Raw genomic sequence first — 21,247 nt, 5'->3', positions numbered from 1 at the left:
GCGGCCGCGAGCGCATCAGCGATCGCCCAGGCCGTGGCGTCGGCGGGCAGCGGATCGGCGAGACCGTGACGACGGGCGAGCCGTCGTGCCCGCTCGCCGTCGCCCAGCAGGAGGATGCGCACGCCGGCGCGGTCGCAGGCGGAGAGGAGCGTGGTCCCGACGAGTCCGCGATCAGCGGGCATGATCACCGCCTGGACCGGGCCGGCGGCGGTCAGAGCCCGTCCGCGGCCGATCCGTTCGGCGAGGACGGAAGGGAGGATGCATTCTGCGACGACGTGCCCGGCGAGCGGGAGGTCGTCGCGCAGGGCCTGCGCGACGGCCTCATCGAGGGCGAGCAGAACGGCCATCAGGGGTGCTTCCGCACCGGCACGACGGACATCGCCGAGCCGTCGGTGATCGCGCCGAGCACGTCTCCGACCTCGGCGCGGTCGACGACCAGCTCCAGCGACGCCCGGGAACCGCCGAGCATGCTCTCCTCGCGGGTGACGGCGGCCACGGTGGCGTCGGGCAGCAGGATCCTCGGCGGCGCGAAGCCCGGCCCGTCGGGGAGAGGCGGTGCCGTCCACACCTCGACGACGCTGCCCGGGACGATCGACGGCGGGACGGCGATGGCGCTGTCCACGACGATCGAGGTGACCGACGTCGAGTCCGCCGGGGCGGTCGCCGCGACGGGCACCAGCTCGCCGTTCTCGATGGTGCGCGTGACGACCGATCCCGGCTCCAGGGAGGTCGGCGTGAGGTACCTGTCGCGGGCGGCGGCGAGCGCCACGTCCACGACGCGCACGTCCGCGGAGGTCAGGGCCTGCCCGGCGACGATGACGCGGGTGGCCTGCAGCACCGGGGCGGTCTGCCGAGCGGCGGACACGACCAGCCACACGCCCCCGACCGAGGCGGCGATGAGGGCCAGCCCGATGAGGAAGCGGAGATCCGCCCAGGGGCGACGGGAGGAACGTACGGAGATCATCCGGACATCGTCACAGAACGGGAGCTTGTGTCGACGGAGTTATCCACAGCATGGCAGGCCTCGGACCGGAAACGGCGTGCCGGAGGACAATGGTCGCATGTCCCAGGACCCCCCGCCGCAGGCGCCCCTCCTCGCGCCGGCACAGGTCGCCGAGCTGCTCGCGATCGAGGTCGACGAGGTCATCGACCTCGTGCTTCAGGGGCGGCTGCGCGGGGTCCGCGTCGGAGTCCCGGCGCGATGGCGCGTCGACGAGGAGAGCATCGCCGACTATCTCGACGCGCAGATCGAGGACAGCCGGCGAGCCGCGCTGTGGCGCCAGGCCGAGGCCGCCAGCTTTCCGGAGCTGTGGGGTCCGCCGGTCCGGCGCTGACAGTGCGAGGACCCGGCTCCCCACGCGGAGGCCGTCATGCGCGCAGGCGGGACGGGCCCTCGGTGCGGACGCTGAGGAGCGCCTCCAGCGGGATGAGGCGGAACCCTTGCACCGCCTGAGTGCGGCGCGGCATTCCCGCGTCGTGCAGGGCGAGGTCGAGATGATCGGCGCCGGCTCTGTCGATCGTCCCCGCGAGCACGAGTCCGCCCCGGATCCGGACGGTGACGCCGGCGCGGCGGCGGACGAGGTCGCGCAGGACGAAGCCGAGCGTCATCCGCTCCTGCAGCGGCGTCAACGGCTCTCCGTCGGTGCTGCTGTCGAGGACCGCGCCGTGGTCGAGACCCCATAGCGTCACGGCGGTCAGGGGGAGCACCGTCATCGCGGACGTTCCCGCCGGGACGAGCGCGGCCCAGTCCGCGCCCGCCCCGCACAGACGCCCGCGGATCGTGGTGGCGTCGACGAGCGTCGCGGTGACCGTGGTGGCGCTGCGGGCCAGCGCGCCGAGCCGGGTGCGCAGCTCCAGCCGCGCGATGCGCAGCCGTTCGGACTCCGCGTCCAGCGCGGCCCGCTGCGCCTCCCACCCCGAGGCGAGCTGGTCCTCGAGGTCCTCGAACAGATGCTCCCATGCCATCCGGCGAGCGTAGAGGACCATCGCATTCGCGCGTACGCGTTATCCACATTCCTCATCGCACGGCCCGTTCGGCGCCCCGGGCGCGTGCTCTACTTCGAAGGTCCGATCCCGGGAGGGCCCATCGATGGCACTGTACGAAGACTTCGCGCCGCAGCCGACCTCGTCCGCCGAGCTGCCCGATCCGCTGCCGTTGCTGCGCAGCCTCACGCAGGGCGCTCTGGAGGTCCTCGCCGGGGTGCGCGAGGTCGAGCAGCTCGCCCGCTGGTTCACGGAAGAGGCGTACGCGGCGCTCGTCACGCGCGCCAACCTGTCGGCGCGGGCACGCAGCGCGCGCCGGGTCGCGCCCACGCGCCCGGTGTACCGGATCCTGTCCACGCGCTGCTCCGCGCCCGCGGACGGTGTGGTCGAGGCGACCATCGTGGTGGCGGGTCCGGCCCGCACCCGCGCCGTGGCGATCCGGCTGGAAGGGTACGACCGGCGATGGCGGGTCACCACGCTCGCGGTCCTCTGACGATGCACAGCGGTCGCGGACGGGTCGATCCTGCGCGGGCCGTAGGCTGAGAGGGTGTCGACTCTCAGTGACCTCGTGCATGCCCAGGGCTGCCTGAACGACGACGACGTCGAATGGCTCCACCGTCTCGCCGGCGACGGCCAGCTGCTGGCGGACCTCGCCTTCGCGGACATCGTGGTCTGGGTGGCGACCTCGGACGGCTCGTTCATCGCGGTCGCGCACACCCGGCCGAGCGGCGCGGCGACGCTCTTCTATCGGGACATCGTCGGCGAACGCGTCCGGCCCCAGTGGCGCACGCAGGTGCAGGAGGCGTTCGACACCGCGCAGATCGTGGACTCGTCGTCCCCGGACTGGTTCGAGGAGACGCCGACGCGTGTGCGCGCCGTGCCGATCGTCCGCGAGCGCGTGCAGGAGGGCGTCGCGCCGCGGGTCATCGGCCTGCTCACCCGGCACACCAACCTGGGTGAGGCGAGGACGCCGTCCCGCCAGCAGATCACCTTCAACGAGTGCGCCGACGATCTGTTCCGCATGGTGGCGAGCGGGGAGTTCCCCGACCTGGCCGCCCCCACGTCTCCTCGGCGCGGAGCCCCGCGCGCCTCGGACGGTCTGATCCGGATCGACGTGGACGGCGTGGTGACCTTCGCCAGCCCGAACGCGCTGTCCGCCTTCAACCGGATGGGCTTCGACGACGAGCTCGAGGGGGAGTCCCTGGCCGAGGTCACCGCCCGGATCCTCCCGGCCACGCGTCAGGTCGACGAGTCGCTCCCCGTGGTGGTCACCGGCCGGGCGCCGTGGCGCACGGACGTCGAGGCGCGGGGCGTCACGGTGTCGCTGCGCGCGATCCCGCTGCGGGACCACGGCACCCGGATCGGCGCGATCGTGCTGTGCCGCGACGTGTCGGAGCTCCGGCACCAGGAGCAGGAGCTCATCACGAAGGACGCGACCATCCGGGAGATCCACCACCGGGTGAAGAACAACCTCCAGACGGTGGCCTCGCTGCTGCGGATCCAGGCGCGGCGCACGCACTCCGAGGAGGCACGGGACGCGCTGACCCAGGCCATGCGACGGGTGGAGTCGATCGCCGTGGTGCACGACACCCTGGCCGGAGGACTGGCGCAGAAGGTCGACTTCGACGAGGTCTTCGCCCGTGTGCTCAAGCTCGTGGCCGAGGTCGCCGCGGCGCCGAACACGCGGGCGCGGACGCAGTCGAGCGGGCGCTTCGGCGTGCTTCCGAGCGACTATGCGACGCCGCTGGCCCTCGCCCTGACCGAGGTCGTGACGAACGCCGTCGAGCACGGGCTCGCCGGCCAGGAGGGCGTGGTCACGATCGAGGCCAAGCGGACGGACGAGAACCTGCGGGTGATCGTCCGCGACACCGGGCACGGCCTGCCCGAGGGGCGGATCGGCCAGGGCCTGGGCACGCAGATCATCCGCACCCTGATCCAGGGCGAGCTCGGCGGGACCATCGACTGGCAGGGCACGGACGGCGAAGGCACCGAGGTGACCATCGACATCCCGATGCGCTGGGTTCGGTCCTGACGCCTCCGCACGTCGGGGCGGACGGCCGGGGGTCGGGGCGCCGGTCGGGGCCGCGGGGGCCCGGAACGGGCCCCGAACAGCGGGAAGACGCCCCGACGGGGCTCAGGAGGCGCGGCGGGCGCGGGCGGCGCGGCGCTTGAGCGCGCGACGTTCGTCCTCGGAGAGACCGCCCCACACGCCCGAGTCCTGGCTGGACTCGAGGGCGTACTGCAGGCAGATCTCGGTCACGGTGCAGCGGGCGCAGACGGCCTTCGCCTTCTCGATCTGGTCGACAGCGGGTCCGGTGTTCCCGACGGGGAAGAACAGCTCGGGGTCGACGGTGAGACAGGCGGCCTTGTCGCGCCAATCCATGGGGGCTCCTCGGTGTGGATTCGTATGAGCGCGCGCACGCGCACTCCGGAAACGGGCGACGTTCGGGTGCGCTGCCCGCGGTCATGCATAGGGGAACTGCAAGCGGATGCTCGCCCCACGCCGCTGTGGGAGCACATGGCTGTGATCTATTCTCTTACATGAAACTCGTATGATCAAGGGTTTTTCCGCACTCCGTCCGTCGTGCCCGCGCATCGGCAGGGCGGAGCACCGACACCGGGAGGGCCATGCGCGCCTCGAAGCTCACCATCGCCACGGCGGCACTGCTGGCGCTCGAGGGGATCGCGCTCGTCGTGATCGCCCTGATCGAGGCCTTCCACCTCGGCGCCGGGGACGCGGCGTCCCTGCCGTCCGCGCTCGCGCTGATCGTGCTGACGGCCATCGGGGGGCTGGGGCTCGTCGCCATGGCGATCGCCGTGCTGCGCGGGCGCTCCTGGGGGCGCTCCGGCGGGATGGTGTTGCAGACCCTCGCCGTCGCGACCGCGCTCAGCGCCCTGTCCGTGCGCCCTTTCCCGACCGCCTTCGTGCTGGCCGTGGGGGTTCCCGGCGCGCTCGGGATCGTGCTGCTGTTCCTGCTCACGCGGAGGGAGGGGCCGCGGGCTCGCCGTCGCTTCCTGGAGGAGCCCGACGGCCAGGATCCGCCGGCCGATCGCTGACCGGCGGGACAGGAGCCTGATCAGGCGTCGATGCCGAGGGTCTTGCGCAGACGTGCCACGTGCCCGGTGGCCTTGACGTTGTAGAGGGCGTGGGCGATGATGCCCTGCTCGTCGAGGACGAAGGTGGAGCGGATGACGCCCTGGATGACCTTGCCGTAGTTCTTCTTCTCGCCCCAGACCCCGTAGGCCTCGTGCACCGCGTGGTCCGGGTCGCTCAGCAGCGTGAACGTGAGGCCGTCGCGCTCGCGGAACTCCTTCAGCTTCGCCGGCTCGTCGCGGGAGACGCCGACGACCTCGTACCCGGCGCCCTGCAGCGACGAGATGCTGTCGCGGAAGTCGCACGCCTGCGTGGTGCAGCCGGGCGTCATCGCCGCGGGATAGAAGTAGAGGACGACCTTCCGGCCGCGAAGGTCGGCCAGGGAGACGGGGGAGCCGTCCTGGTCGCTCAGCGTGAAGTCGGGGGCGGGCGTTCCGGGTTCGAGTCGCTCAGTCGTCACGGTCCCAGCGTAGTCGGCCCGACGACCGGAGGCCCGGGGGAGGGGCTCAGGGGCGGTCCCCGAACGTCTCCAGGAGACGCTGCAGGGAGTCCAGGCGAGCCCGCCCTGCCTCGCTGAGTCCCCCCGATGCCGCCGCCTCGTTGAGCGCGCAGTCCTCGGCGTCGGGAAGGTGCGTGCAGCCGCGAGGGCAGTCCTCGGCGATGGCGGCGAGCTCGGTGAAGGCGGCGAGGATGTTGGCGGGGTCGACATGACCGAGGCCGAACGAGCGCACGCCCGGCGTGTCGATGACCCACCCGGACCCGTGCGGCCCCCGGTACCGCAGCGACACCGTGGACGAGGATGTGTGCCGCCCCCGTCCGGTGACCTCGTTGACGTGTCCCGTCGCCCGGTCGGCTCCGGGCACGAGCGCGTTCACCAGCGTGGACTTGCCGACGCCCGAGTGACCCACGAAGACGGTCGAATGGCCGACCAGGGCGGCGCCGATGTCCTCGACGGGCATGTGCCCGCGAGCGCTGGTGAACACGCGGAGATCGTCCAACCCGTCGAAGTGCGTCAGGAAGGCACCGGGGTCGGCGAGGTCCGTCTTCGTCACGACCAGGAGCGGGCGGATCCCCGCATCGAGCGCCGCGACGAGATAGCGGTCCACGAGGCGTTCGCGCGGCTCCGGGTCCGCCGCGGCGACCACGACGAGCATCTGGTCGGCGTTCGCCACGATCACGCGCTCCACCTGATCGGTGTCGTCGGCGCTGCGCCGCAGCAGCGACGTGCGATCGACGATTCCCACGATCCGGGCGAGCGTGCCTTCGCCGCCGCTCACGTCCCCGACCACGCGGGCCTGGTCCCCGGTGACGATCGGTGTGCGCCGCAGCTCCCTGGCGCGGGCGGCCGTCACGGTGCGTTCCTCGTCCGTGCCCTCGCCGAGGAGGACCGCGTAGCGTCCGCGGTCGACGCCCAGCACCCGACCCACCTCGGCCTCCGCGTGGGCGGGACGGCGCTTGGTGCGCGGGCGGTTGGCCTTCGGGTTCGGACGCGTCCGGATCCGCGCCTCGTCGTAGTCGTCGAAGTCGTCCTCGTCGTCGTCGCCCAGCCAGCTCACGCGGAGGCGCCCCCGACGATCGGCGCCGAGGATCCGGCGAGCATGTCCTCCCAGAGGCGCGTGAAACCGGGCAGCGTCTTGGCCGTCGTGCCGATGTCGTCGATCTCCACGTCGGGCACGCGCAGACCGATCAGCGCGCCGGTGGTCGCCATCCGGTGGTCGTGGTGTGCCGGCCACACCCCGCCGTGCAGCGGCGCCGGCGTGATCCGCAGCCCGTCCGGGAGCTCCTCGACGTCGCCTCCGAGCGCGCGCAGGTTCCCCGACAGCGCGGCGATGCGATCCGTCTCATGGAGGCGGATGTGCCCGATCCCGCGCAGGGTCGTCGGTGCATCGGCGAACGCGGCCAGGGCGACGAAGGTGGGCGCCAGCTCACCGGCCGCGGAGAGGTCCAGCTGCGCGCCGTGGATGCGCTCTCCGCCGCGCACCGTCAGGACGCCGCCGCGACGGGACGTGTGCGCGCCGAGCGCGGAGAGCAGGTCCGGCAGCAGGGCTCCCGGCTGGGTGGAGTGCGCGGGCCAGCCGGTCACGGAGACCTCCCCGCCGGCGATGAGCGCCGCCGCGAGGAACGGCGCCGCGTTCGACAGATCGGGCTCGATCGGCAGCTCCTTCGCCCGCGGCGCGCCCGCCTCCACCACCCACTCCCCGGGTGCCGGACGCTCCACGTGGATGCCGCGACGGTGCAGAGCCTCCACGGTCATGTCGATGTGCGGCATGCTGGGCAGCCGCTCGCCGGTGTGGACGAGGTGCAGCCCGACGTCGAAGCGCGGTGCCGCGAGCAACAGCCCGGAGACGAACTGGCTGGAGGCGGAGGCGTCGATCTCCACGCGGCCGCCGCGGATCCGGCCGTGTCCGCGGACGGTGAACGGGAGGGACCAGCTTCCCTCGTCGTCGACGTCCACCCCGAGATCGCGCAGGGCATGGATCATCGCCCCCATCGGCCGGTGCAGGGCGGTCTCGTGGGCCGTGAGGGTGATGTCGCCGTCCGCCAGCCCCGCCAGCGGGGCGATGAAGCGCATGACGGTGCCCGCCTGCCCGCAGTCGATCGTGGAGCCGCCGCGGATGGCGGAGGGGGTCACCTGCAGATCCGGGCCGGCTCCGGCGCCGGGGACCTCCTCGATGGCGGCGCCGAGCGCCCGCAGCGCCTGGACCATGCGCGCCGAGTCGTCCGAGTGCAGCGGCGCGATCAGGCGCCCGGGGCCGTCGGCGATCGCGGCGAGGACGAGCTCGCGGTTGGTGAGCGACTTGGAGCCGGGCACCGAGACGGTGCTCGCCAGCGGCGTCGTGGCGACGGGCGCGGGATAGCGCCCGTCGTGCGGCGGGGCCGGGGAGGGGGAATACCTGTCGTCGCTCATCGGTTCCTACCCTACTGAAGCGCTGTTCCCGCAGCGCCGGCGGATCCCAGGAAGGCGACCGATGATCGCGACGCTCGAACCCGTGGTCGTGGACCCCGACGGCCTAGACTGGCTGGCGATGGATGACCAGGCATCGGAGGACGCGCCCGCGATCACGGCGACGGGCGAGACGGACGCGCGGCAGGAGTTCGAGGAGCAGGCGATCCCCTTCATGGACCAGCTCTACGCGGCGGCCATGAGGATGACCAGGAACCCGGCGGACGCCGCGGACCTCGTGCAGGAGACGTTCGTCAAGGCGTACGCCTCATGGTCGAGCTTCACGCAGGGGACGAACCTCAAGGCGTGGCTGTATCGCATCCTCACGAACACGTACATCAACATCTACCGCAAGCGCCAGCGCGAGCCGCACCAGGGCACGATCGACGAGCTCGAGGACTGGCAGCTCGGCGGGGCCGAGTCGACCACCGCCTCGCACAGCCGCTCGGCGGAGGCGGAGGCCATCGACCGCATGCCCGCGTCCGTCGTCAAGGATGCGCTTCAGGCCGTTCCGGAGGACTTCCGGCTGGCGGTGTACCTCGCCGACGTCGAGGGCTTCGCCTACCAGGAGATCGCCGACATCATGAAGACGCCCATCGGCACCGTCATGAGCCGTCTGCATCGCGGACGACGCATGCTCCGGGAGCTGCTGGCGGACTACGCCGCGGAGCGAGGCATCTCCGCGGCCGGCACGAGGAGCAAGAAATGAACGATTGCGGCTGCGAGAAGGCGCGGCGGGATCTGGAGGAGTACCTGCGGGACGAGGTGTGCAAGACCGAGCACGCCGACATCCGTGCGCATCTGGAGTCCTGCCCGTCCTGCCGCGAGGAGGCCCTGGTGGCGACGACGCTGACCGAGGTCATCTCCCGCGCGTGCAAGGAGACGGCCCCGGAGGAGCTGCGCGATCAGGTGCTGGCGCGTCTGCGCGCCGTCCAGGCCACCGCGCACTGAGCGGTACCGCGAGGGCGTCGTCCGCGCGAACCCGCAGGCGATGGCCGCCCAGGTCGGCACGTCGACCGTAGGCTGGTCGCATGAGCCTCATCGACGCGCACGATGTCCCCCTCGACCCGACCTCCCGCGATCGGCTGGCTGCGTCGGGGCTCGAGTACCGCATCGTCGACCTCGCCGATCCGGCTGCCGGCCGGGCGTTCGCTCGGGCGGATGCGCGGGGCTTCCTCGACGCGGCGCCGAGCGAGGAGTCGGCGGACTTCATGAGGAACGCGCTCGCCTATCGCCGCAACGTCGGGGTGTTCCCTCCCGCGGCCGGCCCGGAGGCGCTCCCGGTCGCCACCGTCAACGGCTGGGTGACGCCCATGACCGTGCCCGGCGGCGAGATCCCGATGTGGGCGATCAGCGCGGTCACCGTGTCGGCGACGCACCGCCGGCGGGGGATCGCCCGTAACCTGCTCGAAGGGGAGCTGCGGGCCGCCGCGGCCGCGGGGGTGCCGCTGGCGGGACTGACGGCGTCCGAGGCGACGATCTACGGCCGCTACGGCTTCGCCCCGGCGCTCCCCGTCGCCCGGATGCGGATCGACACGCGTACCGCCGGGTGGCGCGCCGCGCCCGCGCCCGGACGGTTCGAGTACATCGAGAAGGAGGAGCTCGCGACCACGCTCTCCGAGGTCCACGAGCGCAGCCGCGGTGACCGGGTGGGCAACATCCCGGGCTGGCCGGGACGGTGGGAGCGGATGGCGGGGCTCGCGCCGGGCGACGACAAGGCCTCCTCCGTCCGTGCCGTGCGCTACCTCGACGAGGACGGCGCCGTGCGCGGCGTCCTGGTGTTCTCCCTCTCCCCGTCGTCTCCCGACGCGTTCCGCTTCACCCTGTCGGTCAGCCACCTCGGCGCGGAGACGGCGGAGGCGACGCGGGCGCTGTGGGCCTTCGCCCTCCAGCACGACCTGGTCGACACGGTGACCGCCGACCTCCGACCGCTCGACGACCCCCTGCCGTGGCTGGTCGTCGATCAGCGGTCGGTGGAGATGACGGTCCACGATCACGGCTGGCTGCGCGTGCTCGACGTCCCCGCCGTCCTGACGGCGAGGACCTACGCCTCGCCGTTGTCCCTGGTCCTGGGCGTGCAGGATCCGCTCGGCATCGCCGGCGGGACGTGGAAGGTCGTCATCGGGGACAACGGCGTCGCGCACGTCGAGGTCACCGACGCGGAGCCGGAGCTGCAGGCGGACGTCGAGACGCTGTCGGCGCTGTACGCCGGGGGAGTGGCACCCGGTGCGCTGCACGCCGCGGGGCGCCTGGACGCGTCGCCGGAGCGCGTGGCGGCGCTGGACGCGGCGCTTCGGACGAGCGCGGCGCCCCTCCTCGGCATCTGGTACTGACGCCCCGGCCAGGCCGGACGACGTCGATCCCGACATCCGCCGTCGGGTTCCTGCCAAAGTCGTCCGCGCGGCCGGGCGGACGGTGACCGCTGTCGGTGCCCGCGGCTAGCGTGGCCGCATGACCACACGTGCGGCGGTCGCCGACGCTCCCGCCCCGGCCAGGGGAGGGCTGGGGCTCGCCCAGGGGATCGCCCTCTATCTCGCCTCGGTCCTCGGCACGGGCCTGCTGGTGCTGCCCGGGCTGGCGGCGAAGGTCGCCGGCCCGGCCAGCGTGGTCGCGGTGGCGGCGGTGACGCTCCTGGCGATCCCCTTGGCCGGCACGTTCGCGGCGCTCGCCGCTCGCTATCCGGACCCGGGAGGGGTCGCCAGCTATGCCCGGCGGGCGCTCGGCCCCACGGCGGCGAGGGCGACCGGGTACTGGTTCCTGTTCGGCGTGGCGGCGGGAGGACCCGTCGTGGCGGTTCTCGGCGCGCGCTACATCGCGACCATCGTGGGGATCGACGCCGGCGCCGTGCCGCTTCTGGCTCTGGTGTTCCTCGCCGTGCCGTTCGGGGCGAACCTCTTCGGGGTGCGCGTGACCGGCTGGCTCCAGCTGGCTCTGACCGGACTGCTCGTCGGCGTGGTTGTGCTCGTGCTCGCGGTGGCGGCGCCCGCCGTCCGGGCGGAGAGCTTCCAGCCGTTCCTGCCGTACGGCTGGGGCGGGGTGGGGACGGCGATCGTCATGTTCGTCTGGGCGTTCGCCGGGTGGGAGGTGGGCACGCACATCTCGGGCGAGTTCGCGTCGCCGCGGCGCACCATCCCGATCGCGACCGCGGTCACGCTGATCCTGTCCGGGGCGGCGTATCTCGCCCTGCAGGTCGTCACCGTGGGCGCGCTCGGCGACCGGGCCGGAGCCGGGGACGTGGTGCTCCTGGATCTCGCCCGGGTCGGCGAGCTCGACGCCGCCCCCTTCCTGATCGGGGCCGTGGCGGGCATCGTCGCGGTGGGCGTGCTCAACGTGTACCTGTCCGCGTTCGCCAAGCTCGGCGCCTCGCTGGCCTCGACGGGTGACATCCCGCGCGCCCTCGCCCGCGGGGTGGAGAGCGGCGCCGTGCCGCGGAGGGCGCTCCTGTTCAGCGGCGTGCTCGTGCTCGTCTACTTCGCCGCCGCATGGGCGACGGGGTTCGACCTGCAGCCGTTCATCCTCGTGCACACGGCGAGCATGGTCGCGATCTACGTGGTCGGCATGATCGCCGCGGTGCGGATCCTCCCTCGCCGCACGTTCGGGCACGCGATGGCAGTGGTGGCGACGGTGCTCACGGCGGGCCTCCTCGTGCTCGCCGGAGCCGCGCTGGTGGTCCCGGTCGTCCTGGCGATCGCGGCGGTCCTCGTGGGCGTCGTGCGCCGGAGACGCCGAAGCGGCGCTCCGGAGAACCGGAGCGCCGCTTCGCGGTGAGGATCGCGGACCCGCGTCCCGCGCACGCTCAGAGGGTGAGGGCCCGCTTGAGCAGATCGGCCTGCTCGGCCGCGTGCACCTTGGACGATCCGGTGGACGGTGCCGCCGAGGCCGGACGCGTGATGCCGCGCACGGACCGTGGTCCCTCGGCCCGGAGGAAGTGCAGCGCCAGGAACGGCCATGCGCCCTGATTCTCCGGCTCCTCCTGCACCCAGACGATCTCCGCGTTCGGATAGGTGTCGACGACCGACTTCACCGCCGCGAGCGGGACGGGGTAGAGCTGCTCGACGCGGACGAGCGCGATCTCGGGGTTGGGGTTCTTCTCCAGCTCCGCGCGCAGGTCCCAGTGCACCTTCCCGGAGTGCAGGATCACGCGCTTGACGGCGGAGCGGTCGAGCTCCCGGTCGTCATCGATGACCGGCTCGAACCGGCCCTGCAGGAAGTCCTCGACCGGGCTCGTCGCGCCGCGCAGGCGCAGCATCGCCTTCGGCGTGAACACGACCAGGGGCTTGCGCGGTCGCGCGTACGCCTGCCGCCGGAGGAGGTGGAAGTAGGACGCCGGCGTGGACGGGCGGGCGACGATCATGTTCTCCTGGGCGCAGAGCTGCAGGAACCTCTCGATGCGCGCCGAGGAGTGATCCGGCCCCTGACCCTCGTAGCCGTGCGGCAGCAGCAGGACGACACCGGACTGCTGACCCCACTTCTGCTCGGCCGCAGAGACGTACTCGTCGATCACGGACTGGGCGCCGTTCACGAAGTCGCCGAACTGCGCCTCCCACAGCACGAGGGCCTCGGGCGCCTCGACGGAGTAGCCGTACTCGAACGCGAGGGCCGCGTACTCGCTGAGCAGCGAGTCGTAGACGAAGAAGCGGCCCTGGTTGTCCGACAGATTGGTCAGGGGCAGCCACTCCTGGCCGTTGGCGCGGTCGTGCAGGGTCGCGTGACGCTGCACGAAGGTGCCGCGGCGAGAGTCCTGCCCCGCCAGGCGGACCGGGGTGCCCTCGATCAGCAGGGAGCCGAAGGCGAGCAGCTCGCCGAAGCCCCAGTCGATGCCGCCGTTCCGGCTCATCTCGACGCGCTTGTCCAGCGCCTGCTGCAGCTTCTGATGCACGGTGAAGCCCTCGGGCTTGTTCGCGTGCGCGTCGCCGATCAGGTGGATGACCTCGCGCGGCACACCGGTCGTCTCCGGCGCTCCGGCCTGCTCCTCGACGGCCTGCACCTCCGGTGCGATGGGAGTCGCGCCGGTCTCGGCGGCGTGCGTCTCCGCGAAGGCGATCTCCAGACGGTTCTGGAAGTCCGCCTTCGCCTGGTCGTACTCCTCCTGGGTGATGTCGCCGCGACCGACGAGGGCCTCGGTGTAGAGGCTGCGGACCGATCGCTTCGCCTGGATGAGGTCCGTCATCTGCGGCTGCGTCATCGACGGGTCGTCGCCCTCGTTGTGCCCGCGTCGGCGGTAGCAGACGAGGTCGACCACGATGTCGCGGTGGAACCGCTCGCGGTACTCGAACGCGAGCTGCGCGACGTGGATCACGGCCTCGGGGTCGTCCCCGTTGACGTGCAGGATCGGCGCCTGGATGGTCTTCGCGACGTCGGTGGCGTAGACCGAGGTGCGCGAGTCCGTCGGCAGCGTGGTGAAACCGACCTGGTTGTTGACCACCACGTGGATCGTCCCGCCGGTGCGGTACCCGCGCAGCTGCGACATCTGCAGCGTCTCGACGACCACGCCCTGGCCCGCGAACGCAGCGTCGCCGTGGACGAGGATTGGCAGCCAGGTGAAGGTACCGATGGGCTTGCGGTCCTGCTTGGCGCGGACGATGCCCTCGAGGACACCGTCGACGGTCTCCAGGTGGGAGGGGTTGGCGGCGAGGTAGACCGGCAGCTCGGAGCCGTCGTCGGCGACGAAGGTCCCCTCGGTGCCGAGGTGGTACTTCACGTCGCCGGATCCGCGCTGGTTGCCCGGGAGGGTCGAGCCCTCGAACTCGCGGAACACCTGGCCGTAGGTCTTGCCGGCGATGTTCGTCAGGACGTTCAGGCGGCCACGGTGCGCCATGCCGATGGCGGCGCCGTCGAGGCCGGCCTGCGCGGCGCCCTGGAGGATCTCGTCGAGCAGCGGGATGAGCGACTCGCCGCCTTCGAGGCTGAAGCGCTTCTGGCCCACGTACTTGGTCTGCAGGAAGGTCTCGAAGGCCTCGGCCTCATTGAGCTTGCTGAGTACGCGCAGCTGCTCGTCGTGGCCCGGCTTGACGTACTTGACCTCGACCTTGTCCTGGAACCAGCGCCGCTGCTCCGGGTCCTGGATGTGCATGTACTCGATGCCGATGGTGCGGCAGTACGAGTCGCGGAGCACCCCGAGCACGTCGCGGAGCTTGAGGACGCGGTGCCCGCCGAAGCCGTTGGTGACGAACTCGCGGTCGAGGTCCCAGAACGTCAGCCCGTGGTTCTCGATCTCCAGGTCCGGGTGCGAGCGCTGGACGTACTCGAGCGGGTCGACGTCGGCCATCAGGTGGCCGCGGACCCGGTAGGAGTTGATGAGCTCCTGCACGCGCGCGGTCTTGTCGATGCGCTCCGCCAGGTCGACGGCGATGTCGTCGGCCCACTGGATCGGGGCGTAGGGGATGCGCAGCGCCCGGAAGATGTCCTCGTAGAAGTCGCGCTGCCCGAGCAGCAGCTCGTGCACCTTCTTCAGGAACTCTCCGGATCCGGCGCCCTGGATCACGCGGTGGTCGTAGGTGCTCGTGAGCGTGATGGTCTTGCCGATGCCGAGCGCGTTGAGGGTCTTCTGGCTCGAGCCCTGGAACTCCGCGGGGTACTCGAGGGCGCCCGCGCCGATGATGCAGCCCTGGCCCTTCATGAGACGCGGCACGGAGTGGACGGTGCCGATCCCGCCCGGGTTCGTCAGGGAGATCGTCGTGCCCTGGAAGTCCGCTGCGGTCAGCTTGTTCCCTCGGGCGCGGCGGATGAGGTCCTCATAGGCGCTGAGGTACTCGTTGAACGTCATCGTGTCGGCCCGCTTGATGCTCGGCACGAGCAGCGCGCGGGTGCCGTCGGGCTTGGGCAGGTCGATGGCGATCCCGAGGTTGATGTGCGCGGGGGCGACCACGGACGGCTTGCCGTCGACCTCGGAGTAGAAGACGTTCTGGCTCGGGAACTCCTTGAGCGCCCGGATGATGGCCCACCCGATGAGGTGGGTGAAGCTGACCTTGCCGCCGCGCGTGCGCGCCATGTGGTTGTTGATGACGATGCGGTTGTCGATCATCAGCTTCGCGGGGATCGTGCGGACGCTCGTCGCGGTCGGGACGGTCAGGGACTCGTCCATGTTGTGCGCCAGGGTCTTCGGCATGCCGCGCAGGGGCGTGACGACGTCCTGCGCCTCCTCGGCGTCGGCGTCGTCCTTCTTGACCGGCGCCTGTGCGGGGATCGGCGCCTCCTTGGCCGGCTTCGCCGTGGTGCGGGCCACGGGCTGCTGCCCGATCACCGGGATCGGCGCGGTCACCGGATGCGGCTCGGACGCCGGGGCCGCGGCGGTCGTGGCCTGGCCGGGCTGGTACTTCTCCAGGATCGGCCACCACTCCTTGTCGACGGAGTCGCGGTCCGCCTTGAACTGCTCGTACAGTTCGTCGACGAGCCAGGAATTGGCTCCGAACTCCCCGTCAGTCGAAGTCCCGACGCCGGTCCCCTGGCTCGACACGCTGGATCGCCTCTTTCATCGCTGAAGATCGGTGGTTTCCGCTCCGGGCCTTCCCCGGTATCGCCACGCTTCTGGTGTTCAAGCCTAACGCGTTTCAGGCGGGGGACGGCATGCCACGACGACCTCGCCCGGTCCCATGCCGACGGCGTGTCGGTAGCCTGGCCTCATGCAGTTCTCCGGTGAACGCCCCATGGTGGATCTGACCTATTCGGACGTGTTCCTCGTCCCCCGCCGATCGGGGGTCACGAGCCGTCTGCAGGTCGACCTCGCGCCGCTGGACGGGACGCCCGCGACCATCCCGCTCGTGTCCTCCAACATGAACTCGGTGACGGGGCCGCGACTGGCCGCCGTCCTCGCCCGCCGCGGCGGGATCGGCGTGCTGCCGCAGGACATGCCGCTCCAGGAGCTGGACGAGGCCATCCGCTGGGTCAAGCGGCAGCCGGTGGCCTGGGACACCCCGCTGGTGCTGGACCCGTCCGCGTCCGTCGAGGACGCCCTGCGTCTGCTGCCGGCGACCGAGGGGCACGGGGTGGTCGTCGCGACCTCGCGCGACGGCGCGGTCGACGCCGACGGCATCCGCGGGATCCTCCCGGCGACCCGTCTGGCCACGGCCCTGCCCGACGCCGCCCTCGGGGACCTCGTTCGCGAGGGCTCGCCCGCGCTCGACGTCGAGGACGTGACGGACGGACGCGCGGCGTTCGACGCGATCACGGCGACCGGCGCCGAGACCGTCTGCATGCTGCGGCACGGGCATCTGGTCGGCACCCTGACCGCGCGCAGCGCGCTGCGATCCACCCTGTACGCGCCGGCGGTCGACGCCGACGGGCGGCTCGCCGTCGCCGCCGCCGTCGGGATCAACGGCGACGTGGCGGCGAAGGCCAGGGCGCTGGCCGCCGCCGGCGTGGACGTCCTCGTGGTCGACACGGCGCACGGTCACCAGGAGGGCATGCTGCGCGCTCTGAGGACGGTCTCCGCACTGGAGCTCGGCATCCCCATCGTCGCGGGCAACATCGTCACCGCGGACGGGGTGCGCGACCTCGTGGACGCCGGCGCGACGATCCTCAAGGTCGGCGTCGGTCCCGGGGCGATGTGCACGACGCGCATGATGACCGCGGTGGGCAGGCCCCAGTTCTCCGCCGTGCTGGAGACCGCCGAGGCGGCGCGGGAGCACGGTGCGCACGTCTGGGCCGACGGCGGGGTGCGGTATCCGCGCGACGTCGCGCTCGCCCTGGCCGCCGGTGCGGCGTCCGTGATGATCGGCTCCTGGTTCGCCGGGACCATCGAGGCCCCGGGCGAGCTCCAGATCGACGAGGACGGCCGGATCTACAAGGAATCGTGGGGCATGGCCTCCACGAAGGCCGTGCAGGCGCGGTTCGGCCGGCTCGACGCCTACGAGCGGGCCCGGAAAGAGCTGTTCGCCGAGGGGATCTCGTCCTCGCGGATCTATCTGGATCCGCTCCGCCCGGGCGTCGAGGACCTCTTGGACATGATCACCTCCGGCGTCCGGTCCTCCTTCACCTACGCAGGGGCCTCGTCCGTCCCGGAGTTCCACGAACGTGCGGTGGTGGGGCTGCAGTCCGCCGCGGGATACGAGGAGGGCAAGGCGCTGCCCGTGAGCTGGTAGCCGGCACCCGCCGAAGCGGACCGCGAGGAGCGGGTCGCGGCAGAACCACAGGGACGGCCGCTACACTCTGAGCCACTATGGACGACCCTCCTTCTTGTAGTCCCATGCCCCACTGCCCGGTCTCCGCTTCCGCGGAGGTGACGCCATGATGGATTACATCTGGCTGGGCGTGGGGCTCCTGCTCACGATCGGCACCGGTCTGTTCGTCGCCAGCGAGTTCGCGCTGGTGAACCTGGACCGTGCGGATCTCGAAGCGCGGCAGAAGCGCGGGGAGACCCGCCTCGCGATGACGATCGCCGCGCTGAAGATCACCTCGACGCACCTGTCGTCGGCGCAGCTGGGCATCACGCTCACCACGCTGCTGACCGGGTTCACGATGGAGCCGGCGCTGTCGAACCTGCTCCGCCCGGTGCTGACCTCCTGGGGTCTGCCGGAGGCGGCGGTCAGCGCCGTGGCGGTCGTGGTGGCGATGACGGTGGCCACGATGCTCTCGATGATCCTCGGCGAGCTGGTGCCGAAGAACTTCGCGCTGGCGCTGCCGCGGGCGACCGCCAAGGTCGTGATCCCGTTCCAGACCGCCTTCACCTGGGTGTTCCGCCCGGCGATCTCCCTCCTCAACGGCAGCGCCAACGGCGTGCTCCGGGCGATGGGGATCGAGCCGAAGGAGGAGCTCTCCGGCGCGCGTTCGGCGGAGGAGCTCTCGTCGCTGGTGCGCCGCTCGGCGAGCGCCGGCCTGCTGGAGGCCGATACCGCCACGCTGCTGGATCGCAGCCTGACGTTCTCGCGGCTGACCGCGGCCGACGTGATGACGGCGCGTCCCAGCATGCACGCGGTGGCCGCCGGCGACTCGGCGGACGATGTCATCCAGCTCGCGCGGCGGACCGGTCACAGCCGCTTCCCGGTCTACGACGAGGACTTCGACGACATCACCGGCGTCGTGCACCTCAAGGCGGCGGTGTCGGTGCCGCGCGAGCGCCGGGCCGAGGTGCCCGCCGCCGCGCTCGCGACCGAGCCGCTGCGCGTGCCGGAGACGGTCCACCTCGACGCCCTCATCGCGGAGCTGCGGTCGCGGGGGTATCAGATGGCGATCGTCGTGGACGAGTACGGCGGCACGGCCGGCGTCGTCACGCTCGAGGACCTGGTGGAGGAGATCGTCGGCGAGGTGTCCGACGAGCACGACCGGAGCAGAGCCGGCGTCGTGCGCGGCAAGGACGCGATCACGTTCCCCGGCGAGCTGCGTCCGGACGAGCTGCTCTCCGGCACCGGGATCACTGTTCCGGAGGGCGACGTGTACGACACCGTCGGCGGGTTCGTGATGAGCGTGCTGGAGCGCGTCCCCTCGGTGGGTGACGAGGTCTCGATCGACAGCGGCACGCTGACGGTGGTGCGCATGCACGGTCGTCGTGTCGACCGGGTGCGCTTCACGCCGGTGCCTCCGGACGGCGGCGATGCGCCCGACCGGGGCGCCGACGGATCGGAGGCGGACCGATGAGCGACTGGGCAGGCCTGGTCTGGCTTTTCGTGCTCCTCCTGGCGAACGCGTTCTTCGTGGGCGCCGAGTTCGCCGTGATCTCCGCCCGGCGCTCGCAGATCGAGCCGCTGGCCGAGCGCGGGTCCCGCTCCGCGAAGACCGCGCTGTACGCCATGGAGCATGCGACGCTCATGCTCGCCACCTCGCAGCTGGGCATCACGGTGTGCTCGCTGCTCATCCTGAACGTCTCCGAGCCGGCGATCCACCATCTGCTCGCCGTGCCGCTGCACGCGGTCGGGCTTCCGGACGGCGCCGTGGACGTCATCGCGTTCGCGATCACACTCGTGCTGGTCTCGTTCCTGCACGTGGTGTTCGGCGAGATGGTGCCGAAGAACCTGGCGTTCTCGGTGCCGGATCGCGCCGTGCTGATCCTGGCGACGCCGCTCGTGTGGGTGTCGAAGCTGTTCTTCCCCATCATCCGGGGACTCAACGCCACCGCCAACGGCGTGCTGCGGCTGTTCCGCGTGGAGCCCAAGGACGAGGCGGCGTCGACGTTCACGCTCGACGAGGTGGCGACCATCGTCACGCAGTCGCGTCGTGAGGGTCTGCTGAACGACGCGTCCGGGACGGTCGCGGCCGCGGTGGAGTTCACGGACAAGAAGGCGCGCGACATCGCCGTGCCGCTGGACGCGCTGGTGACGATGCCCATGGGATCGACGCCGGACGACGTCGAGCGCGCCGTCGCCAAGCACGGCTTCTCGCGCTACGTCATCGTGGATCCGGACGGCGCCGCCGTCGGCTACGTGCACCTCAAGGACGTGCTCCGCTCCGCCGAGGGCCCCGATGCGGCGGAGCGTGCGCTCGAGCCGATTCCTGCCAAGCGCATCCATCACATGGTGCCGGTGCAGGAGGACACGGACCTGGAGGACGCCCTGGCGATCATGCGCCGGGCCGGACGGCATCTGGCGCAGGTGCGCGACGCCGAGGGGCGCACCACCGCGGTGCTGTTCCTCGAGGACATCCTCGAAGAGCTCGTCGGGGAGGTGCAGGACGCCACACGGCGCGGTCACGGTCGCTGACCCGCTCGCGCCGAGGCCCCGCGATCCGTCCGGCGGATCGCGGGGCCTCGTTCGCGTCGATCAGCGCCAGCGCGCGCGGAGGTACTGGTCGGGCCAGTAGTCGAGCTCGACCCCCAGCTCGTGCGCCGCACGCAGGGCGAAATGGGGATCGCGCAGCCACTCCCGACCCGCGAACACGGCGTCGGCCGATCCGTCGGCGAGCACCTGCTCGGCCTGCGCGCCCGCGGTGATGAGCCCCACGGCCGAGGAGGGGATCCGCCCGCCGCGCCGCACCGCCGCCGCGAACGGCACCTGATAGCCGGGGTGGACGTCGATGCGCTGGTGCGCGACGAGACCGCCGCTGGACACGTCGATCAGGTCCGCGCCGCGCGCGACCGCAGCGTCGGCGACCGCGGCGGCGAGCTCCGGCGTGAACCCGCCCTCGGCATGGTCCGTCGCCGAGATCCGCACGAAGAGCGGCATACCCGGGTCCGCCTCGGCGCGCACGGCGTCCACGACGCGCAGCAGCAGGCGAGCCCGATTCTCCGGCGTGCCTCCATATTCGTCCTCGCGTCGGTTGCTCAGCGGGGAGAGGAACTGGTGCAGGAGGTAGCCGTGGGCGGCGTGGAGCTCCAGCACATCGAAACCGGCCTCGATCGCGCGGCGCGCGGCGGCGGCGAAGCCGTCCACGACGCGCTCGATCCCCGCCGCGTCGAGCGCGGCCGGAGCGGCGAAGCCCTCGAACGGGACCGCGGACGGCGCGACCGTGGTCCAGCCGCCCTCGGACGCGGGGACCGACCCGCGCTGCGGGGCCCAGGGCCACCATGTCGACGCCTTGCGACCGGCGTGGCCGAGCTGGACGCCGATGAGCGCGCCGCGCTCGTGCACGTCCTGGACGATCGGCGCCCAGGCGTCGCGCTGCTCGTCCGTCCAGAGCCCGGTGTCGCGGGGGCTGATCCGCCCCTCCGGCACCACGGCGGTGGCCTCGGCCACGATCAGTCCCGCGCCGCCCGACGCGAACTGTGCGAGATGGGCGCGGTGCCAGCTCTGCGGGACTCCGTCGACAGCGCTGTACATGCACATCGGGGAGACCCAGAGGCGATTGCGGAACGTCGTGCCGCGGATGGTCAGGGGAGAGAACAGGATGCTCACGACTCGACGCTAGCCCAGCCCGGTAGGGCCCGGCCCGAACCCGCGTCGCACGGCCGCGCTCGCGGGGGAGGGACTGCGGGATCGCGCCCGCGCCCGGGTAGCGTGGACCCATGCCGCAGCTTCGGGAGTGGTCGCGCGACGACACGCGCCGTCTCGTGCGTGCGCCGCGGCCCGACGACGACAAGTACCGGCGGGGCGCCGTCGCCCTGTGCACCGGTTCCGACGCGTACCCCGGCGCCGCCGTGCTCGGCGTCGAGGGGGCGTGGCGCGCCGGCGCCGGGTTCGTCCGACACCTCGGCGCGCGGCGGGTCGGCGACGCCGTCCTCGCCCGGCGGCCCGAGACCGTGGTCGAGCTCCTTCCCGAGGGCGACGATGACGAGTCCGCGGGCGCCCTCCCACGGGCGTCCGCCTGGGTCGTCGGATCGGGGATGGACGCGTCGCAGCGGGACCCTGCCGCGACTCGGG

21 protein-coding genes are annotated in these 21,247 nt (G+C 72.1%); 12 read left to right on the top strand and 9 right to left on the bottom strand.

From position 1 onward, the window contains the following. Both MR1_RS14240 and MR1_RS14235 read right to left on the bottom strand, forming a co-directional pair. Window positions 1-347: hypothetical protein (locus MR1_RS14240; RefSeq protein WP_217996231.1), on the bottom strand; the 347-nt coding region annotated here is incomplete at its 3' end. Beyond that, on the bottom strand, window positions 347-964 hold the full coding sequence (locus MR1_RS14235) for a CpaB family protein (protein WP_067248185.1): 618 nt from the start codon (window positions 962-964) through the stop codon (window positions 347-349). The genes MR1_RS14240 and MR1_RS14235, both read right to left, overlap by 1 nt. A 97-nt stretch (window positions 965-1,061) precedes the next feature. On the opposite strand from MR1_RS14235, the gene MR1_RS14230 reads away from it, so the two are divergent. Next, entirely contained in the window at window positions 1,062-1,334 is a 273-nt protein-coding gene (locus MR1_RS14230; protein ID WP_067248183.1) for a helix-turn-helix domain-containing protein, read from the top strand. A gap of 34 nt (window positions 1,335-1,368) precedes the next feature. On the opposite strand, the gene MR1_RS14225 is transcribed toward MR1_RS14230, so the two are convergent. After that, window positions 1,369-1,965 (bottom strand): hypothetical protein, encoded by a 597-nt coding sequence (locus tag MR1_RS14225; protein ID WP_067248194.1) that lies wholly within the window; start codon window positions 1,963-1,965, stop codon window positions 1,369-1,371. A gap of 124 nt (window positions 1,966-2,089) precedes the next feature. Between MR1_RS14225 and MR1_RS14220 the strand changes: the two genes are divergently transcribed. Beyond that, entirely contained in the window at window positions 2,090-2,476 is a 387-nt protein-coding gene (locus MR1_RS14220; RefSeq protein WP_067248180.1) for an Rv3235 family protein, read from the top strand. Window positions 2,477-2,530: 54 nt separating this feature from the next. Then, window positions 2,531-4,015 (top strand): sensor histidine kinase, encoded by a 1,485-nt coding sequence (locus MR1_RS14215; RefSeq protein WP_067248177.1) that lies wholly within the window; start codon window positions 2,531-2,533, stop codon window positions 4,013-4,015. 102 nt (window positions 4,016-4,117) lie between these two features. On the opposite strand, the gene MR1_RS14210 is transcribed toward MR1_RS14215, so the two are convergent. Further along, complete coding sequence (locus tag MR1_RS14210; RefSeq protein WP_067248175.1) at window positions 4,118-4,366, bottom strand: WhiB family transcriptional regulator; 249 nt, start codon at window positions 4,364-4,366, stop codon at window positions 4,118-4,120. Between the two features lie 245 nt (window positions 4,367-4,611). Between MR1_RS14210 and MR1_RS14205 the strand changes: the two genes are divergently transcribed. Next, window positions 4,612-5,040, top strand: coding sequence for a hypothetical protein (locus tag MR1_RS14205; RefSeq protein WP_067248171.1), 429 nt, complete (start codon window positions 4,612-4,614; stop codon window positions 5,038-5,040). A 20-nt stretch (window positions 5,041-5,060) separates the two neighbouring features. Here the strand turns inward: MR1_RS14205 and bcp are convergent, their stop codons facing one another. From bcp to aroA, 3 genes are read right to left on the bottom strand one after another with little or no spacing between them, the layout of a single operon-like run. Further along, the gene (bcp, locus tag MR1_RS14200) at window positions 5,061-5,537 is read right to left on the bottom strand and encodes a thioredoxin-dependent thiol peroxidase (protein WP_067248168.1); all 477 of its coding nucleotides are present in this window, start codon (window positions 5,535-5,537) and stop codon (window positions 5,061-5,063) included. A 46-nt stretch (window positions 5,538-5,583) separates the two neighbouring features. Then, entirely contained in the window at window positions 5,584-6,633 is a 1,050-nt protein-coding gene (gene rsgA / locus MR1_RS14195; RefSeq protein WP_067248165.1) for a ribosome small subunit-dependent GTPase A, read from the bottom strand. After that, complete coding sequence (gene aroA, locus MR1_RS14190; protein WP_067248162.1) at window positions 6,630-7,985, bottom strand: 3-phosphoshikimate 1-carboxyvinyltransferase; 1,356 nt, start codon at window positions 7,983-7,985, stop codon at window positions 6,630-6,632. Before aroA ends, rsgA begins: the two co-directional genes overlap by 4 nt. Before the next feature lie 61 nt (window positions 7,986-8,046). Between aroA and MR1_RS14185 the strand changes: the two genes are divergently transcribed. From MR1_RS14185 to MR1_RS14170, 4 genes are all read left to right on the top strand, one after another. Continuing rightward, window positions 8,047-8,730 carry a sigma-70 family RNA polymerase sigma factor gene (locus MR1_RS14185; RefSeq protein ID WP_157518235.1) on the top strand — a complete coding sequence of 228 codons (684 nt, stop codon included), beginning with the start codon at window positions 8,047-8,049 and terminating at the stop codon, window positions 8,728-8,730. Continuing rightward, the gene (locus MR1_RS14180; protein ID WP_067248159.1) at window positions 8,727-8,972 is read left to right on the top strand and encodes a zf-HC2 domain-containing protein; all 246 of its coding nucleotides are present in this window, start codon (window positions 8,727-8,729) and stop codon (window positions 8,970-8,972) included. The genes MR1_RS14185 and MR1_RS14180 overlap by 4 nt, the downstream gene beginning before the upstream one ends. A gap of 80 nt (window positions 8,973-9,052) precedes the next feature. Next, window positions 9,053-10,354: a GNAT family N-acetyltransferase gene (locus MR1_RS14175; protein ID WP_067248155.1), complete on the top strand. Its 1,302-nt coding sequence runs from the start codon at window positions 9,053-9,055 to the stop codon at window positions 10,352-10,354. 118 nt (window positions 10,355-10,472) lie between these two features. Next, a complete protein-coding gene (locus MR1_RS14170) occupies window positions 10,473-11,789 on the top strand; it encodes an APC family permease (RefSeq protein WP_067248153.1) in 1,317 nt (438 codons plus the stop codon). A 28-nt stretch (window positions 11,790-11,817) separates the two neighbouring features. On the opposite strand, the gene MR1_RS14165 is transcribed toward MR1_RS14170, so the two are convergent. Continuing rightward, window positions 11,818-15,477, bottom strand: coding sequence for a multifunctional oxoglutarate decarboxylase/oxoglutarate dehydrogenase thiamine pyrophosphate-binding subunit/dihydrolipoyllysine-residue succinyltransferase subunit (locus MR1_RS14165; protein ID WP_067248150.1), 3,660 nt, complete (start codon window positions 15,475-15,477; stop codon window positions 11,818-11,820). 166 nt (window positions 15,478-15,643) lie between these two features. Here MR1_RS14165 and guaB1 point away from each other — a divergent pair, with 166 nt between their 5' ends. The 3 genes from guaB1 (at window position 15,644) to MR1_RS14150 (ending at window position 19,651) form a co-directional block, all read left to right on the top strand. After that, window positions 15,644-17,101 (top strand): GMP reductase, encoded by a 1,458-nt coding sequence (guaB1, locus tag MR1_RS14160; RefSeq protein ID WP_067248147.1) that lies wholly within the window; start codon window positions 15,644-15,646, stop codon window positions 17,099-17,101. Between the two features lie 148 nt (window positions 17,102-17,249). Next, entirely contained in the window at window positions 17,250-18,593 is a 1,344-nt protein-coding gene (locus MR1_RS14155; RefSeq protein WP_067248188.1) for a hemolysin family protein, read from the top strand. Continuing rightward, complete coding sequence (locus tag MR1_RS14150) at window positions 18,590-19,651, top strand: hemolysin family protein (protein ID WP_067248144.1); 1,062 nt, start codon at window positions 18,590-18,592, stop codon at window positions 19,649-19,651. The genes MR1_RS14155 and MR1_RS14150 overlap by 4 nt, the downstream gene beginning before the upstream one ends. Before the next feature lie 60 nt (window positions 19,652-19,711). Here MR1_RS14150 and MR1_RS14145 read toward each other — a convergent pair whose 3' ends face one another. Continuing rightward, window positions 19,712-20,782, bottom strand: a complete 1,071-nt coding sequence (locus tag MR1_RS14145; protein WP_067248141.1) for an NADH:flavin oxidoreductase/NADH oxidase — start codon at window positions 20,780-20,782, stop codon at window positions 19,712-19,714. 110 nt (window positions 20,783-20,892) lie between these two features. Here MR1_RS14145 and MR1_RS14140 point away from each other — a divergent pair. Continuing rightward, window positions 20,893-21,247, top strand: a 355-nt coding sequence (locus MR1_RS14140) for an NAD(P)H-hydrate dehydratase (RefSeq protein WP_303621327.1), incomplete at its 3' end; no start/stop codon positions are given.

The sequence above is a fragment of the Microbacterium resistens NBRC 103078 genome (assembly GCF_001552355.1).
GTDB lineage: Bacteria > Actinomycetota > Actinomycetes > Actinomycetales > Microbacteriaceae > Microbacterium > Microbacterium resistens.
The sequence above is the reverse complement of the archived record's forward strand: the minus strand, read 5'-3'. Positions and strand labels throughout refer to the sequence as shown.

What these genes read in the sequence shown, in the direction of transcription:
- aroA (WP_067248162.1), bottom strand. Translation starts at nt 7,985, where the DNA reads ATGAGCGACGACAGGTATTCCCCCTCCCCGGCCCCGCCGCACGACGGG.
- MR1_RS14175 (WP_067248155.1), top strand. Translation starts at nt 9,053, where the DNA reads ATGAGCCTCATCGACGCGCACGATGTCCCCCTCGACCCGACCTCCCGC.
- guaB1 (WP_067248147.1), top strand. Translation starts at nt 15,644, where the DNA reads ATGCAGTTCTCCGGTGAACGCCCCATGGTGGATCTGACCTATTCGGAC.
- MR1_RS14170 (WP_067248153.1), top strand. Translation starts at nt 10,473, where the DNA reads ATGACCACACGTGCGGCGGTCGCCGACGCTCCCGCCCCGGCCAGGGGA.
- MR1_RS14230 (WP_067248183.1), top strand. Translation starts at nt 1,062, where the DNA reads ATGTCCCAGGACCCCCCGCCGCAGGCGCCCCTCCTCGCGCCGGCACAG.
- MR1_RS14185 (WP_157518235.1), top strand. Translation starts at nt 8,047, where the DNA reads ATGATCGCGACGCTCGAACCCGTGGTCGTGGACCCCGACGGCCTAGAC.
- MR1_RS14235 (WP_067248185.1), bottom strand. Translation starts at nt 964, where the DNA reads ATGATCTCCGTACGTTCCTCCCGTCGCCCCTGGGCGGATCTCCGCTTC.
- MR1_RS14180 (WP_067248159.1), top strand. Translation starts at nt 8,727, where the DNA reads ATGAACGATTGCGGCTGCGAGAAGGCGCGGCGGGATCTGGAGGAGTAC.
- MR1_RS14220 (WP_067248180.1), top strand. Translation starts at nt 2,090, where the DNA reads ATGGCACTGTACGAAGACTTCGCGCCGCAGCCGACCTCGTCCGCCGAG.
- MR1_RS14155 (WP_067248188.1), top strand. Translation starts at nt 17,250, where the DNA reads ATGGATTACATCTGGCTGGGCGTGGGGCTCCTGCTCACGATCGGCACC.
- MR1_RS14225 (WP_067248194.1), bottom strand. Translation starts at nt 1,965, where the DNA reads ATGGCATGGGAGCATCTGTTCGAGGACCTCGAGGACCAGCTCGCCTCG.
- MR1_RS14205 (WP_067248171.1), top strand. Translation starts at nt 4,612, where the DNA reads ATGCGCGCCTCGAAGCTCACCATCGCCACGGCGGCACTGCTGGCGCTC.
- MR1_RS14210 (WP_067248175.1), bottom strand. Translation starts at nt 4,366, where the DNA reads ATGGATTGGCGCGACAAGGCCGCCTGTCTCACCGTCGACCCCGAGCTG.
- MR1_RS14150 (WP_067248144.1), top strand. Translation starts at nt 18,590, where the DNA reads ATGAGCGACTGGGCAGGCCTGGTCTGGCTTTTCGTGCTCCTCCTGGCG.